The organism is Kitasatospora sp. NPDC001159 (assembly GCF_053598235.1).
Genome location: NZ_JBSFJV010000038.1, coordinates 40,916 through 56,333 on the forward strand (window position 1 = coordinate 40,916; position 15,418 = coordinate 56,333).

General features: G+C 72.8%; 15 protein-coding genes. 9 read left to right on the forward strand and 6 right to left on the reverse strand.

Annotation, left to right across the window (positions count from 1 at the left end; genetic code table 11):
* Positions 1-47: 47 nt before the first annotated feature.
* Positions 48-1,019, reverse strand: coding sequence for a helix-turn-helix transcriptional regulator (locus ACWC9T_RS20815; RefSeq protein WP_449822519.1), 972 nt, complete (start codon positions 1,017-1,019; stop codon positions 48-50).
* A 99-nt stretch (positions 1,020-1,118) separates the two neighbouring features.
* On the opposite strand from ACWC9T_RS20815, the gene ACWC9T_RS20820 reads away from it, so the two are divergent.
* Positions 1,119-1,667, forward strand: a complete 549-nt coding sequence (locus tag ACWC9T_RS20820; protein WP_449822520.1) for a DinB family protein — start codon at positions 1,119-1,121, stop codon at positions 1,665-1,667.
* 61 nt (positions 1,668-1,728) lie between these two features.
* On the opposite strand, the gene ACWC9T_RS20825 is transcribed toward ACWC9T_RS20820, so the two are convergent.
* Positions 1,729-1,944, reverse strand: a complete 216-nt coding sequence (locus ACWC9T_RS20825; RefSeq protein WP_449822521.1) for a heavy-metal-associated domain-containing protein — start codon at positions 1,942-1,944, stop codon at positions 1,729-1,731.
* 307 nt (positions 1,945-2,251) lie between these two features.
* Here ACWC9T_RS20825 and ACWC9T_RS20830 point away from each other — a divergent pair, with 307 nt between their 5' ends.
* On the forward strand, positions 2,252-2,953 hold the full coding sequence (locus tag ACWC9T_RS20830) for a DUF3152 domain-containing protein (protein ID WP_449822522.1): 702 nt from the start codon (positions 2,252-2,254) through the stop codon (positions 2,951-2,953).
* A gap of 299 nt (positions 2,954-3,252) precedes the next feature.
* Complete coding sequence (locus tag ACWC9T_RS20835) at positions 3,253-4,173, forward strand: glutaminase (RefSeq protein ID WP_449822547.1); 921 nt, start codon at positions 3,253-3,255, stop codon at positions 4,171-4,173.
* A 115-nt stretch (positions 4,174-4,288) separates the two neighbouring features.
* Here ACWC9T_RS20835 and glmS read toward each other — a convergent pair whose 3' ends face one another.
* Entirely contained in the window at positions 4,289-6,115 is a 1,827-nt protein-coding gene (glmS, locus tag ACWC9T_RS20840; protein WP_449822523.1) for a glutamine--fructose-6-phosphate transaminase (isomerizing), read from the reverse strand.
* A gap of 89 nt (positions 6,116-6,204) precedes the next feature.
* A complete protein-coding gene (locus ACWC9T_RS20845) occupies positions 6,205-6,480 on the reverse strand; it encodes a hypothetical protein (protein ID WP_326847101.1) in 276 nt (91 codons plus the stop codon).
* Positions 6,481-6,673: 193 nt separating this feature from the next.
* Between ACWC9T_RS20845 and asnB the strand changes: the two genes are divergently transcribed.
* From asnB to ACWC9T_RS20865, 4 genes are all read left to right on the forward strand, one after another.
* The gene (asnB, locus tag ACWC9T_RS20850) at positions 6,674-8,524 is read left to right on the forward strand and encodes an asparagine synthase (glutamine-hydrolyzing) (protein WP_449822525.1); all 1,851 of its coding nucleotides are present in this window, start codon (positions 6,674-6,676) and stop codon (positions 8,522-8,524) included.
* A 209-nt stretch (positions 8,525-8,733) separates the two neighbouring features.
* Complete coding sequence (locus tag ACWC9T_RS20855; protein ID WP_449822526.1) at positions 8,734-9,849, forward strand: hypothetical protein; 1,116 nt, start codon at positions 8,734-8,736, stop codon at positions 9,847-9,849.
* Positions 9,850-9,984: 135 nt separating this feature from the next.
* Positions 9,985-11,409, forward strand: a complete 1,425-nt coding sequence (locus ACWC9T_RS20860; protein WP_449822527.1) for a pyridoxal phosphate-dependent decarboxylase family protein — start codon at positions 9,985-9,987, stop codon at positions 11,407-11,409.
* A gap of 77 nt (positions 11,410-11,486) precedes the next feature.
* Entirely contained in the window at positions 11,487-11,912 is a 426-nt protein-coding gene (locus ACWC9T_RS20865) for a hypothetical protein (protein ID WP_449822528.1), read from the forward strand.
* Positions 11,913-11,975: 63 nt separating this feature from the next.
* Here ACWC9T_RS20865 and ACWC9T_RS20870 read toward each other — a convergent pair whose 3' ends face one another.
* Positions 11,976-12,419, reverse strand: a complete 444-nt coding sequence (locus ACWC9T_RS20870; protein ID WP_449822529.1) for a hypothetical protein — start codon at positions 12,417-12,419, stop codon at positions 11,976-11,978.
* Between the two features lie 34 nt (positions 12,420-12,453).
* Positions 12,454-13,026 carry a hypothetical protein gene (locus tag ACWC9T_RS20875; RefSeq protein WP_449822530.1) on the reverse strand — a complete coding sequence of 191 codons (573 nt, stop codon included), beginning with the start codon at positions 13,024-13,026 and terminating at the stop codon, positions 12,454-12,456.
* Between the two features lie 122 nt (positions 13,027-13,148).
* Here ACWC9T_RS20875 and ACWC9T_RS20880 point away from each other — a divergent pair, with 122 nt between their 5' ends.
* Together ACWC9T_RS20880 and ACWC9T_RS20885 are read left to right on the forward strand one after the other, a co-directional pair.
* Positions 13,149-13,871 (forward strand): GNAT family N-acetyltransferase, encoded by a 723-nt coding sequence (locus ACWC9T_RS20880; RefSeq protein WP_449822531.1) that lies wholly within the window; start codon positions 13,149-13,151, stop codon positions 13,869-13,871.
* A gap of 260 nt (positions 13,872-14,131) precedes the next feature.
* Positions 14,132-15,394 carry a MurT ligase domain-containing protein gene (locus tag ACWC9T_RS20885; protein ID WP_449822532.1) on the forward strand — a complete coding sequence of 421 codons (1,263 nt, stop codon included), beginning with the start codon at positions 14,132-14,134 and terminating at the stop codon, positions 15,392-15,394.
* The last annotated feature ends 24 nt before the right edge of the window (positions 15,395-15,418 follow it).

A 15,418-nucleotide genomic window follows, 5' to 3' on the forward strand; every position in this document is an offset into this window, starting at 1 on the left:
GGCAACCCGGAACCGCCGCCGCACCAGAAGTCGGCCGAGCCGACTTGCTACTCCGCATCCGCCCCCGCCGCCCTCCCGAACCGGGCGGCCCACTCCCCGACCAGCTCCCGCAGCTCAGGCGGCTCCACCACCCGGAACTCCGCGCCCAGCGACCCCAGGGCCATCGCGGGCCAGTCCAGCGAGTCCGCCGTCATCACCAGCCGGCAGCGCTCGGCTCCGGCCTCCTCCACCTCGCCCCACCGCCCGACATGCCCTCGGACGCGCTCCGCCGACGCCTCGACCACCGCCACCACCCGATGCGGTCGCGGCATGCCGCTGCGGCCCGCGCGGACGAATTCGGCGGCGTCGGTGGCCGGGAGCGCGCGTGGGGCGAAGCGGGCACCGCTGCCGACGGGGCCGGTGAGCCGGTCGAGGCGGAAGCTGCGCCAGTCGGCCCGGTCGAGGTCGTACGCGACGAGGTACCAGCGTCGGTCGAGGCAGACCAGCCGGTACGGCTCGACGTGGCGTTCGGTACGGGGCGCGGAGGCGGCCGTGTAGGAGAGGCGGAGCCGTTCGCTGTCGCGGCAGGCCAGGGCGACCACGGTGAGGACGTCCGGGTCGACGCCGGAGCCGGAGGAGGTGCCCCAGTCGACCGGCACGGTCATCGCGCGCAGCGCCTCTACCCGGCGGCGCAGCCGGGCCGGCATCACCTGCACGACCTTGGCCAGCACCCGTACGGACGCCTCGGCAATGCCCTCCACCGGGCTCTCGGCCGCTGCCTGGAGGCCCACCGCGAGTGCGACCGCCTCCTCGTCGTCAATGACGAGCGGGGGCAGTGCGGCGCCCGCTGCCAGCTGGTAGCCGCCGTCGACGCCGCGCTGGGCGTCGACGGGGTAGCCCAGTTCGCGCAGCCGGTCGATGTCGCGGCGCAGGGTGCGGACGGAGATGCCGAGTCGGTCGGCCAGTTCCTCGCCGGGCCAGTACCGGTGGGTCTGGAGCAGGGAGAGCAGTCGCAGCGTCCGGGTGCTGGTGTTCGCCATGCCCTGATTCTCTCCGGAATTCAGGACGGGAAGTGACCGCAATGGTCCCTAACGTAGTTCTTGTCCGAGGAAGCAGGAACCGAACGGAAGGCCAGAGCCATGAACACGACCACCACCACCGCCACCGCCAAGGCCACCGTCACCGGCGAGCGCGCCGACTTCCTGGTGGCGCTGGAGAAGCAGCGGCACTTCCTGCGGTTCACCACCCGCGACCTCACCGACGAGCAGGCCGGCCTGCGGAGCACCGCGAGCGAGCTGTGCCTGGGCGGGCTCATCAAGCACGTGACCTCGGTCGAGCGCCTCTGGGCGAACTTCATCGTGGAGGGCCCGTCCGCGATGCCCGACTTCACCGCCTGGACCGAGGCCGACTTCGCCCGCCGCGCCGACGAGTTCCGCATGCTGCCGGGTGAGACGCTCACCGGCGTGCTCGCCGAGTACGCCGAGGTGGCCCGCCGTACCGACGAGTTGGTGGCCACCGTGGCCGACCTGAGCGCCACCCAGCCGCTGCCGAACGCCCCGTGGTTCGAGGCGGGCGCCGAGTGGTCGGTCCGCCGGGTGCTGATGCACATCATCGCCGAGACCGCCCAGCACGCGGGCCACGCCGACATCATCCGCGAGTCCCTGGACGGCGCGAAGAGCATGGGCTGACGCCGCTGAAGCAGACGGGGTCTGCCGCAACACCTCAGCGGCAGTCCCCGTCGCACCGGAGTCAGGCCCGGCCGACGAAGGTGAACCCGGCCCCGTCCACCGCGCTGCGGAGCACCGTCTCCTCCAGCGGCTGGGCCGAGGCCACGGTGACCCGACCGCTCGGCGCGTCCGCGACGACGGCGGTGACGCCGGGGATGGCGGACAGCCCGGCGCTCACCGTCTTCTCGCAGTGGCCGCAGCTCATGCCGGAGACGGTGAGGACGGTGGTGATGGACATGACGGTGCCTCCAATGGCGCATCGAGTACGTGCGGGGTGGTCAACTCGGACAATCCTGACGAACCGGTCGACCCGTACCACAACACCGGATTCCGACGCCGATCCCCAGGGACACGCCGCACGGGTGGCACGTTCGAGTGGTTCCGGGAACCGGCCGGGCCCTGCGCCCGACGGGGCTGTCCGAACCGCCGGCTGAACCCCGGCCGCCCCCGGCCCGAACCCGCTCGGACCCCGCCTGAACCCCCGTCGCCCGCCGGCCCGTTCCTCCTGATGCACCCCTTTTGACCCAGCTCAGGAGTTGCTTCGCATGGCCGCCATCGCCCAGAAGCGCTGGACCCGCTGGAAGCCCTGGCACGGCGCACTCGCCCTCACGCTGGTCGCGGTGGTGACGGCCGGTCTGCTCTGGTGGCGGCCCTGGCACAGCGAGCCCGCGCCGCTGGCCTTCACCACCGTGCCCGGCAGCTCAGCCCGTTTCGGCACCGGGGAGCACCTCTACCGCTACAAGGTGCGGGTGGAGGACGGGATCACCGAGAGCCCCGAGCAGTTCGCCGCCGAGGTGGACGCCGTCCTGGGCGACACCCGGCGTGGCTGGGCCGCCGGGAACACCGCGTCCTTCCAGCGGATGGCCGCCGACCCGGTGGACTTCACGGTCTACCTGGCCACTCCGCAGTCCACCGACCGGATCTGCGGCCAGTACGGCCTGGACACGGGCGGTTGGGTCAACTGCGGGGTCGGGCACCAGGTCGTGATCAACCTGAAGCGCTGGACCGAGCTGTCCGAGTTCTACCGGGGCAGGCCCGACCTGTACCACGCGCTCGCCGTCAACCACGAGGTCGGCCACATCCTCGGTAACGGCCACGTCGACTGCCCGGGCCCGGGCGCCCCGGCACCGGTGATGATGCAGCAGATCAAGGGCCTGCACGGCTGCATCCCCAACGGCTGGCCCTACTCGGACACCGGCACGCTGCTCACCGGCCCGCCCGTCCAGGCCCCGACCAACGCGCCGTAGGCACAGGAAGCCCTCAGGCCGCCGCGTCGAGATCGGCGGCCAGCACCCGGCGAGCGCCGCGAGACTCGCCGTGATCGCCACCAACGGGTTCTCCGTCGAGGACGGCCTGACCAACCCGCCGGTCGCCGCCTGAGCCCGGACCACTGCCCTGACCACTTCGCGGACCACTTCGCGGACCACGGCCCCGAACACGGATAATCACCGGTCGGACCGGGTGCCACCGAAAGGTCGGCAGCCGGTCCGGCCGTGATCGTCAAGCGTGTGTACGTGGAGGAACAGCCGTGATCGACGCGGAGAGCCTGGACTGGCCGGTGCTGCTGGAGGCCGCCGAGGCGGCCGCCCGGGCGACCACGGGCCGCGGCCGTGTCGCCGACTACATCCCGGCCCTCGCCACCGCCGACCCGGAGGCCTTCGGCATGGCCGTGGCCACCGTCGACGGCGAGCTGTACGGCGTCGGCGACTGGGAGCAGCCGTTCTCCGTCCAGAGCGTCTCCAAGCTGTTCTCCCTGGCCCTCGCCCTCTCCTACAGCGACGACGGCGGCGACAGCCTCTGGCGGGGCGTCGGCCGCGAGCCCTCCGGCAACCCCTTCAACTCCCTGGTGCAGCTGGAGACCGAGCACGGCATCCCGCGCAACCCCTTCATCAACGCGGGCGCCCTGGTGGTCACCGACCGCCTGCAGTCGCTGACCGGCGACGCCTCCGGCGCCGTACGGGAGTTCCTGCGCCGCGAGTCCGGCAACCCGCTGCTGGACACCGACCCGGTGATCGCCGCCTCCGAGGCCGAGCACGGCCACCGCAACGCCGCGCTCGCCCACTTCATCGCCAGCCACGGCAACCTGGAGAACCCGGTCGAGACCGTCCTGGACCACTACTACGCCCACTGCGCCATCGCCGCGAGCTGCCGCGACCTCGTCCTGGCCGGCTCCTTCCTCGCCCGCTACGGCGTGCGCACCGACGGGACCCGGCTGATGTCCCGCAGCGAGGCCAAGCGCGTCAACGCCGTCCTCCTCACCTGCGGCACCTACGACGCCGCCGGCGAGTTCGCCTTCCGGGTCGGCCTGCCCGGCAAGAGCGGCGTCGGCGGCGGCATCCTCGCCGTGCTCCCCGGCCGCGCCGCCGTCTGCGCCTGGGGCCCCCGCCTCGACCAGGCCGGCAACTCCGTCGCCGCCGTCACCGCCCTCGACACCCTCACCACCCTCTCCGGCTGCTCGGTCTTCTGAGGTGCCCCGAGCGCCCTGGGTGTGCTGAGGTGCCCTGAGGTGTGCTGACCGGCAAGCATCCGGGCCCCGGTCGTCCGCACAGCGACCGGGGCCCGGAGTCCTGACGGACGGCGGACTACTCCACCGTGACGCTCTTCGCCAGGTTGCGCGGCTTGTCCACGTCGCGCTTGAGGGCGACGGCAGCGTGGTAGGCCAGCAGCTGGAGCGGGATGTTGAGGAGCAGCGGGTCCAACTCCGGCTCGCTCTTGGGGACCAGGATGCAGTGGTCGGCGAGCTTCTCCTCGGGGCGGCGGTGGGCGACGGCGATGACGCGGCCGTGGCGGGCCTTGATCTCACCGAGGGTGGTGAGGTTCTTGTCGAGCAGCTCGTCGTCCGGGACCAGGGCCACGGTGGGCAGTTCGGGGCTGATCAGGGCCAGCGGGCCGTGCTTGAGCTCGCTCGCCGGGTAGGCCTCGGCGTGGACGTAGGAGATCTCCTTGAGCTTCTGCGCGCCCTCGCGGGCGACCGGGTAGCCGCGGACCCGGCCGATGAACATCATGCCGCTGGAGTCGGCGTACTCGGCGGCGAGTTCGGCGATCGCGTCGCTCTGGTCGAGGATCGCGCGGATCTGGTCCGGCAGGGCCTGCAGGGCCGAGACGATGCGCCGGCCATCGGCGGGCGAGAGGTCGTGGATGCGGCCGAAGTGCAGGGCGAGCAGGGCGAAGGCGACCACGGTGGAGGTGAACGCCTTGGTGGAGGCGACCGAGACCTCGGGGCCGGCGTGCAGGTAAATGCCGCCGTCACACTCGCGGGCGATCGCGCTGCCCACGGTGTTGACGACGCCGAGCACCCGGCCGCCCTTGCGCTTGATCTCCTGGACGGCGGCCAGCGTGTCGTAGGTCTCGCCGGACTGGCTGACCGCGACGTAGAGGGTGTCCGCCTCGATCACCGGGTTGCGGTAGCGGAACTCGGAGGCCGGCTCGCTGTGCGCGGGGATCCGGGCCAGCTCCTCGATCAGCTGCGCGCCCATCTCGCCCGCGTAGTAGGCGGATCCGCAGCCGAGGATCTTCACCCGGCGGATCTCGCGCAGCTCCCGGGCGTCCAGGTTGAGGCCGCCGAGGTGGGCGGTGCTGAAGCGCTCGTCGAGCCGGCCGCTGAGGGTGCGCTCGACCGAGGAGGGCTGCTCGTTGATCTCCTTGAGCAGGAAGTGCTCGTAGCCGGCGGTGTCATAGGAGTCGATCTCCCAGTCCACGGTGGACGGCTGACGGTGGGTGGTACGGGCGTCCGCGGTGAAGGTGCGGAATCCGTCGGCCCGGACGGTGGCCAGCTCGCCGTCCTCCAGGTGCACGACCTGGCGGGTGTAGCGGACCATGGCGGAGACGTCGGAGGCGACGAACATCTCCTTCTCGCCGATGCCGAGGACGATCGGGCTGCCGTTGCGGGCGACCACGATCCGGTCCGGCTGCTCCGCGTCCAGCACCGCGATGCCGTAGGTGCCGACGACCCGGCCGAGGGCGGCGCGGACGGCGTCCTCCAGCTCGACGCCTTCGGCGGCGTGGGCGGCGATCAGGTGGGAGAGCACCTCGGTGTCGGTCTCGGAGCGGAACACGGCGCCCTCGGCGGTCAGCTTGGCGCGCAGCTCGTCGGCGTTCTCGATGATGCCGTTGTGGACGACGGCGATCCGCTCGGCGTTGTCCAGGTGCGGGTGGGCGTTCGCGTCACTGGGGACGCCGTGGGTGGCCCAGCGGGTGTGGCCGATGCCGGTGGTTCCCTTGAACCGGGCCGGCACGGCCGCTGCGAGGTCGGCGACCCGGCCCTTGACCTTGCGGAGCTTAATCCCGCCGGTGCGCCCGGTGACGGCGACGCCGGCCGAGTCGTAGCCGCGGTACTCCAGTCGGGCCAGCCCCTCCAGCAGGAAGGGGGTGGCGTCCTTGGGGCCGATGTAGGCCACGATTCCGCACATGCGTGGACTCCTCTTGGGATAAGTCGGGTCTTGAGGGTCTTGAGGGTCTTGAGAACGTCGGGAACGGCCGAGGAGGGCGGGGAACGCGCTCAGCCGTACACGATCCGGCGCAGCTGTCGAGCCGAGAGTTCCGGCGCCGCCACGCGGCGGGCAGGCAGCTCCTCGGCGAGCCGGGCGAAGATCCGCTCGTTGGTCAGGCCGCGCGCCTGGAGCTCGCCATGACGGCGACGGACGTACTCCTCGGTGCTCTCGGAGAAGTACGCCAGCACCTCCGCCACGACCCGCGCCGCCTCCCGGGGCCCGAGCGGGCTGGTCCGGGTGAGGTGGGCGAGGAGGTCTTCGTGAGGGTGGGGTGAGCTCGGCACGAGTGAGGACTCTAGGCCGCGCCGCCCGCCGAAGCCAAAGATCCTGCCCGGATTCGGGCAGACTTTACGACTTTCATCACAGGCAACCATGCGGGCGCCCTCCCGCCACCTTCCCGCCAGGCCCTTGAAGCCGCACCGAGTCCACACGTAGCGTGATCCGGAGAACACGTAGCGGAAGACCGGAGGCTTGCTGATGTGCGGGATCACCGGATGGGTCGCCTTCGAGCGCGACCTCACCGCCGAACGGGACGTCCTCGACGCGATGACGGCCACCCAGCTCTGCCGCGGCCCGGACGCCGGGGGCGTCCGCGTGGAGCCGCACGCCGCACTCGGCCACCGCCGGCTCGCGGTGATCGACATCGAGGGCGGCGTCCAGCCGATGACGGTCGAGCACGACGGCCGGCTGCTGGCCGCCCTCACCTACAGCGGCGAGGTCTACAACCACCGCGAGCTGCGCGCGGAACTGGAGGCGGCCGGGCACCGCTTCCGCACCCGCAGCGACACCGAGGTCGTGCTGCACGCCTACCTGGAGTGGGGCGAGGGCCTGGCGAAGCGGCTCAACGGCATGTTCGCCTTCGCGATCTGGGACGCCCGCCGCGAGGAGCTGCTGCTGGTCCGCGACCGGATGGGCGTCAAGCCGCTGCACTACCACCCCACCCCGGACGGCGTGGTCTTCGGATCCGAGGTCAAGGCGGTCCTGGCGCACCCCTCGGTCCACCCGGTGGTCGACCTGGACGGGCTGCGCGAACTGCTCGGCCACGCCCGCACCCCCGGCCTCACCCCGTACCGGGGCATCCACGAGGTCCGGCCCGGGCACGCGGTGCGGGTGCGCCGCGAGGGCATCTCGGTGCGCCGCTACTGGGCGCTGGAGCCGCGCGAGCACACCGACTCGCTGGAGGCCACCGTCGCCACCGTCCGGGCCCTGCTGGACGACATCGTCCACCGCCAGCTGGACTCGGACGTGCCGCTCTGCTCGCTGCTCTCCGGCGGCCTGGACTCCAGCGCCGTCACCGCCCTCGCCGCCAGGATGCTGCGCGGGGCCGACGCCGGGCCGGTGCGCTCGTTCTCCGTCGACTTCACCGGCCAGGGCCGGAACTTCCACACCGACGAGGTGCGACAGACCGAGGACGGCCCGTACGCCAGGCTGCTCGCCCAGCACGTCGGCGCCGACCACACGGTGATCGAGCTGGATGCCGCCGAACTCACCGACCTGTCCCATCGCGCCGCCGTGCTGCGCGCCCGCGACCTGCCGGGCGGCGTCGGCGACATGGACATCTCGCTGCTGCTGCTCTTCCGGGGCGTGCGCCGGGAGTCCACCGTGGCACTGTCCGGCGAGTCCGCCGACGAGCTGTTCGGCGGCTACCGGTGGTTCCACGACCCGAAGACCGTCGCCACCGAGGACTTCCCCTGGGCCGCCGGCCTCTCCGCCGTCGCCGGCCCGGGCTCCGTCCCGCGCGAACACCTGCTGGACGCCGGCCTGCTCACCAAGCTCGACCTGGACGACTACCGCAGGGCCCGGTACCGCGAGGCGATCGCCGAGGTCCCGCACCTGGAGCGCGCGGACCCGCTGGAGCGGCGGATGCGCGAGATCTCGTACCTCAACCTGACCCGCTTCGTCTGCATCCTGCTCGACCGCAAGGACCGGATGAGCATGGCCAACGGGCTGGAGGTGCGGGTGCCGTTCTGCGACCACCGGCTGGTGCAGTACGTCTTCAACACCCCGTGGGCGATGAAGACCTTCGACGGACGGGAGAAGAGCCTGCTGCGCGCCGCCGTCCGGGACGTGCTGCCGGCCGCGATCGCCGACCGCGTGAAGAGCCCGTACCCGGTGACCGCCGACCCGCACTACCCGGCGCTGCTGCGCGCCGAACTCGCCCAGCTCGCCGCCGCGCGCACGTCCCCCGCGCTCGGGCTGCTCGACCGGAGCCGCCTCGCCGACGCGCTCGCCCCGGACACCGACCCGCAGTCGGTCCGGCTCGGCGTCGACCTCGCGCTGGACCTGGACGCCTGGCTGACGGAGTACCAGGTGACCCTGGAGCTCTGAGGATCCGGGTACGGACGGTGCGGCGGCCAGCTGGAAGGCCGCTGCGCCGTCCGGGTGATCACCGGGCACCGGCCCGCCCCGCCCGGGCGTCGCACCATGCGGTAGCGTCGCCGATACCTCCCGAATGGCGGGCGAAAACGCGGATTCCCGCCCCCGTGCCGTCAGGATGGGAGCGAACCGTCCACCTCGATCCGCCGGGGGATCCCGTCATGCAACCGCGAGTATTCGCGATTCTCACCGCCCTGCTCCTGGGCGTCCTGGGCCTCGGCTCGGTGGCCGTCACCGACTGGTCGCCCGCGGCGGCCACCGCGGCCCCGGCCGCCGGCGCCACCGGGACCGCCCCCGGCGCGCAGCCCGCCGCGGCGGGCACCGCGAGCGCCGCCCCGACCGGCGACCCGGCGGTGTGGACCCGCTCGACGCTGCGCAACAAGCTGATGGCCGAGATGAACGCCGCCGACCCCGGCGTCGCCCTCGCCGACCTCGACAGGATCACCAAGGAGAAGCCGTACACCGTGCGCTTCTGCCACCCGGTCGCGCACGAGCTCGGCCACGCGGCGGTCAAGCGCTTCAACGAGGACTTCCAGAAGGTCATCTCCTTCCCGCACGAGACCTGCGCGGCCGGCTACCTGCACGGCGCGGTCGAGGAGATGCTCAACGCCTCCACCCAGCCCGAGGTGGACCTGCTCAAGCTCTGCGCCCCCAAGAACGCCGGCCCCTGCATCCACGGCGTCGGCCACGGCACGATGTTCGTCGCCAAGCAGGACGTCGCCAAGGCGCGCGACCTGTGCAACAAGTTCACCACCGACCAGAACAGGATCCGCTGCTCCGAGGGCCTGTTCATGCAGCTCTTCGGCCCGGACGAGGAGGACGAGCAGGCGAAGGCGAACCTGCCCGCCGACAAGCTCGCCCAGGACCCGCTGTACCCCTGCAAGGACCAGCCGGCCCTGTTCCAGTCCGCCTGCTACTTCTACGCCCCGACCTTCTACCTGTCCTCGCACGACTACCCGAACCACCCCGAGGTCTACGCCGACGCCCTCAAGTGGTGCCTCAACGGCAAGGCCAGCGGCGGGGCGGTGGACTGCAGCCGGGGCGTCGGCTCGCGCACCATGAAGTACAACCTGGACCGCGAGGACTGGGCCGCCCAGCAGTGCGCCACCGCCGCCGACGGCTGGCAGCGCAAGGCCTGCACGGAGGGGCTGGTCAGCTACTACACGGTCAACTACACCGACGGCGGCGCGGCCGGACGGCTCTGCGCCAAGATCACCAACAAGGAGATGCAGGGCTACTGCCGCTCCGCGAGCGGGCTGTCCGGTTCGCTGGACTGACCCCCGGTCTCAGCAGAGGGCCCGCGCCGCACGGCGCGGGCCCTCTGCGTAGGATCACCCGATCATCGCCTGATCAGGGTGCGCCGAGGAAGCCGCGCCTCGCCCAGCCCGCCCCCGGCCTCCCTGGAGCACGCCATGACCACCGAGGACTTCCGCAGCGCCGCCCACATCACCGCCGAGCTGGTCTCCGACTACCTCGCCGAGCTGCCCGCCCGCCCGGTCTGGCAGCCGATGGACCGGGCCGCCCGACAGGCCCTGCTCGACGCCCCGCTGCCCACCGAGGGACGCCCGCTCACCGAGCTGCTGGACACAATCGGGCGGGACGTCCTCCCGTACCCCATGGGCAACGGCAACCCGCGCTTCTTCGGCTGGGTCAACTCCGCCCCCGCCCCCGCCGGGGTGCTCGCCGCCCTCGCCGCCGCCGCGATGAACCCCAGCTCGGCCGGCGGCGACCACGCCGACGTCCACCTGGAGCGCGCCGTCGTCCGCTGGATCGCCGAACTCGTCGGGTTCCCCCACCCGGCCGGCGGCGGCCTGCTCACCTCCGGCACCTCGATGGCGACCATCGCCTGCCTCGCCGCCGCCCGCAACCGCGCCGCCCGACTGGCCGGCCGGGACGTCCGCGAGGACGGCCTCGCGGGCATGCCGCCGTTGGTCGGCTACGTCACCGGCGAGACCCACTCCTGCGTCCGCAAGGCCGCCGAACTCCTCGGCCTCGGCAGCCGGCACCTGCGCACCGTCGCCACCGGACCCGACGACCGCCTGGACACCGCCGACCTGCGGGCAGCCATTGAGCGCGACCGCGCGGCCGGAATGCTGCCCTTCCTGGTGGTCGCCGCGGCCGGCACCGTCGGCACCGGTGCGGTGGACGAATTCGGCCCGATCGCCGACCTGTGCGAGGAGCAGCGGCTCTGGCTGCACGTGGACGGCGCGTACGGCGCCTTCGGGCGGCTCGACCCCGCCATCGCCCACCGCTACGAGGGCCTGGAGCGCGCCGACTCGCTCGCCCTCGACCCGCACAAGTGGCTCGGCGTCCCGGTCGACTGCGGCTGCGCGCTGGTCCGCGACACCGACGAGCTGCGCGGGACCTTCAGCCTCGTCCCGTCCTACCTGCGCGACGACGCGGCCGGCTCGCTCGGCTGGTTCTCCGAGTACGGTACCGAGCAGACCCGCCCGTTCCGCGCCCTCAAGGTCTGGGCCACCATCGCCCACCGCGGCCGCACGGGCCTCGCCCAGGACATCGCCCGGTGCACCGCGCTCGCCCGACGCCTCGGCGAACTCGTCGAGGCTGACGAGGAGTTGGAGCTGCTCGCCGAGGTGCAGACCTCCATCGTCGCGTTCCGCCACCGCGCCCCGGGCCTGGACGCCGAGGCCCGCGACACCCTCAACCGTGACCTCCCGGTCGCCGTCCAGCGGCGCGGCCGGGTCTTCGTCACCGGCGCCCTGCTCGGCGGGCACGAGATGCTCCGCGCCTGCCTGCTCAACGCCGCGACCACCGAGGACGACCTGCGTCTGCTCCTCGCGGAGGTGAAGGCCGCGGCCCGCGAGCTGAAGCCGTAACACACCCCGGCGGACCTTAACGGCCAGGTCACGACGGGTTCGCTATCGGGAAACACCGGTCGGGCACGGTGGAGGCCATGGAGCACTCGAAGCCTTCCTTCCACCGCGCCCGCCGCTGGCGCCGTGACACCGTCGAGCTCGCCGCCGCCTTCCTCTCCGTCACCGCCGCCGACCTGATCGCGAAGGTCGTCCTCCACGGCTCCGACGGCCCGATCGTCCTCGCCACCTCCGCCCTCGCGCTGCTCGTCGCCGCCCTCCTGCACGCCTGGTGGTCCCCGCACGCCCCTCCCCCGACCACCCTGTGGCGCGTGCGCACCACCGCCCTGGCCCACACCCACACCACCCTCGCCGACCACGAGATCACCCTGCTCTCGCTCCACGCCCACCCCACCACCGACGAACTCTTCCTCCGCACCCCGCGCACCCTCACCCCGACGGCCCTCACCACCCTCCTCACCACCAGCGGTCACACCCTCCAGGACGCCCCGACCCGGATCGCCTGAGCCCGCCGGGACCGGGCGGTGACGGCATCGGGAACTACCGGGTCTCGGGGCTCAACTGGCCGGTCAGTTTTCGGCCTTGACCTCGAAGGCCGCACGGATCTCCAGCGTGCGCCGGGTCAGGTCCTCCGGCCGGCTCGCGCCCGTCCGGTCGATGACGATGCCCACCGGGGTTCCGTCCGCCCACACGCAGACGGTCTGAGGCGCGGTCGGGTCGGAGAGCACGGCACAGTCGAGCGAGCCGCCGAGGGGGCCCGCAGGACAGTCCCGACGGTCGGCCACCGTCGCGCCGCCGGGCATGTCGGGCGTGCCGGACAGCCCGGCGAAGTAGTCGTCCAACTCCCGCCGGGCGTCCGAGAAGGTCCCGGTCAGTCCGGCCACCAGCAGGGTGCTCTTGCCCGACCCGGCGGTGCCGTAGCCGGCCACCGTCACCTCCCGGACCGGATTCGCCGCGGTGAGGTTCTTCTCCAAGTCGCCGCGCATTCCCCTGACGACTTCGTCGTCCGGCACCCGCCACCGGATCACCGAGTGGCCGAAACGGGGCTCAGCCCTTCGACGGCTGCACGACGCACAGCGCGTTGCCCAGCATGCTGCCGAAGCCTCCGAACAGAGTGCCGGTCACGGCCTTGCAGGCGGCGGCCTCCTGCGGGGTCTTGGGGCCGTTGACGCTGTTGTCGCCGTCGGCGGCGGCCGACTGGGCGAAGGCGAGCGGTACGGCCAGCAGCACGGCGCAACAGGCCGTGGCCAGCGCGGAGTTCCTGGTCAACATCGGGAAGCCCCTTCGGATCGAGGTGGGTTCGGCACAGAGCCGAGCCATCCCTATCCGAAGGGGCTCCCGCGCTCGCGGATCCTGGGCCATCCGTGAGCGTGTCCCGTCAGTGCGCGGCCAGTGCGCGGCGACCAGATCGCACACCCCGCGCTCCTTCGGCACCCCGCGGTGGTCCCCGGCCAGCTCGATCACGGTGGTCTGGGCGGCCGAGTAGCCGGCGCCACCCTCCAGCACGGCCGGGTCGACCAGGTGCGCGGCGGCGTTGATGGTGCACTCGGTCGGGCCGTACAGGTTGACCAGCGCGGCCCACGGCAGGGCGGCGCCCAGGTAGCGGGCCAGCCGTGGCACGAGGCGTCGGTCTGGGCCGCTGACGGGTTGTCCCGGCCTGTGGGGGCCGCCTCCGCTCGGGGCATCAGCGCGTTCACGATCACGTAACCGGCCGGAAGCGCACCGTCGGTAGCGTCAGCTCCATGACGGCATCACGTACTGGCTCCGAACGGCTCTGGCACCGGCCTTTCCGCAGGTCCGACAGCAGGTCCGACCGCAGGTGCGCGGCGCCCGACGGCCAGGCCACCCGGCTGCCCGCGCTCACCGGCGGCCCGTACCGGCAGGCCCGCCCGCGCCCGCTGCCGACCCGGCCTGACTCCGCGGCCCACCCGGGCACCCTGGCCGACGAAGCGGTGTCCCGGCTGTCCCTGCCGGACGGGACGGAGCTGCTGCTGCGCCCCGCCGTCCCGGCCGACAAGGCGGCGGCCCTCGCGATGCACGGCCGCTGCTCCCCCGCCGCGCTGCGGCAGCGCTACCACGGGCCGGTCCGTGACGCCGACCGCTACCTGGACCACCTGCTGGACGGCCGGCGAGGCCGCAGCCTCGCGGTGACCGCCCCCGACGGACGGCTGCTCGCCCTCGGGCACCTGATGTGGGACGACGACGAGGCGGAGCTCGCCGTGCTGGTCGAGGACGCCTGGCAGCGGCGCGGACTGGGCCTGGCCCTGCTGCGGCGGCTGACCGCGGCCGCCCGGGCCGCCGGGATCGGGACGGTGTACGCGGTGACCCACACCGCCAACACCGCGCTGATCGCCGCGATGCGCCGACTGACCGCCCCGCTGGACTTCCGCGCCGAGGACGGCACCCTGGTGATCACCGCCACGCTGGCCGGCGAAACCGCTCCCGCCCCCATTCCGGGCTGCTGATCATTTCTTCACCACATCCTTACCGGGCGTCCCGGGAACCCGGCGACGGCGGCGGAGCGTCGTGAAGGGACGAAGGGTCCCTCCGTACACCGCCCTCCTTGACGGATCGTCAGCGCCCCCCGCGGCCGCGTCACAGCAGGCGGTGTGGGGTCCGCATCATCCGGCCGGGCGACGGAGTCGGTAGGCTGGCCCCGTCCCCGCCGCCCGACGGCCTGTTATCCGGCCACGGGCGGTGCCGCAGCAAGGAGGAACCACTGAGCATGGCAGGCACCGAATCGGAGCCCACAGGCGCACGCGACGCCTCGCTGCCGGCCCGCGCCAAGATCGCGGTCACGGCCGGCAAGGTCGCCGCCGCCGTGTCGCGCAAGGCCGGACGCGGAAGCGGCTCGGTGATCGGCGGCAAGGTCGCCCTCAGGCTCGACCCCGATCTGCTCGCCACCCTCGCCGACCACCTCGACGTCGTCCTGGTCAGCGCGACCAACGGCAAGACCACCACCACCCGCCTGATCGCCGAGGCGCTGCGCGCCGCCGGCCCGGTGGTCTCCAACGCCCTGGGCGCCAACATGCCGGCCGGCATCACCTCCGCCCTGGCCGGCGGCACCGACGCCCGCTTCGGCGTCATCGAGGTCGACGAGAAGTACCTGGCGACGGTTGCCCGCGACACCCGTCCCAAGGCGATCGCCCTGCTCAACCTCTCCCGCGACCAGCTCGACCGCGCCGCCGAGACCCGCATGATGGCGGAGAAGTGGCGCGAGGGCCTGCAGGACACCGAGGCCGTGGTCATCGCCAACGCCGACGACCCGCTGGTGACCTGGGCCGCCTCCTCCTGCAAGAAGGTGGTCTGGGTGGCCGCCGGACAGGCCTGGAAGGAGGACGCCTGGTCCTGCCCCGCCTGCGGCGGTGTGATGCAGCGCCCCGGCGACGACTGGTTCTGCCAGGACTGCGGCTTCCGGCGGCCCAACCCGCACTGGGCGCTCCAGGGCACCCACGTGATCGACCCGCAGCGCGGCGCCTGGCCGATCCAGCTGCAGCTGCCCGGCCGGGCCAACCTGGCCAACGCCACCAGCTCGGCCGCCGTCGCCGCCGTGTTCGGCGTCTCCCCGCAGGTCGCGTTGGAGCGGATGCGCTCGGTGGCCGCCGTGGCCGGTCGCTACGACGTGGTCCAGTACCAGGGCCGGGACATAAGGCTGCTGCTGGCCAAGAACCCGGCCGGCTGGCTGGAGACCTTCTCGCTGATCGACGGCCCGCCGGCCCCGGTGCTCCTCTCCGTCAACGCCCTCGACGCCGACGGCACCGACACCTCCTGGCTGTGGGACGTCGACTACGAGCGCCTGGCCGGCCACCCGATCTTCGTGATGGGCCAGCGCAAGCTGGACCTGGCCGTCCGCCTGGAGGTCGCCGGGCTGCAGTTCCACGTGGTGGACACGCTGGAGCAGGCCGTCCGGATGGCCCCGCCCGGCCGGATCGAGGCCATCGCCAACTACACCGCCTTCCAGCAGCTGCGGAAGGTCGTGGCCGGCTGATGCCGCGCCCGCACACCAGTCTTT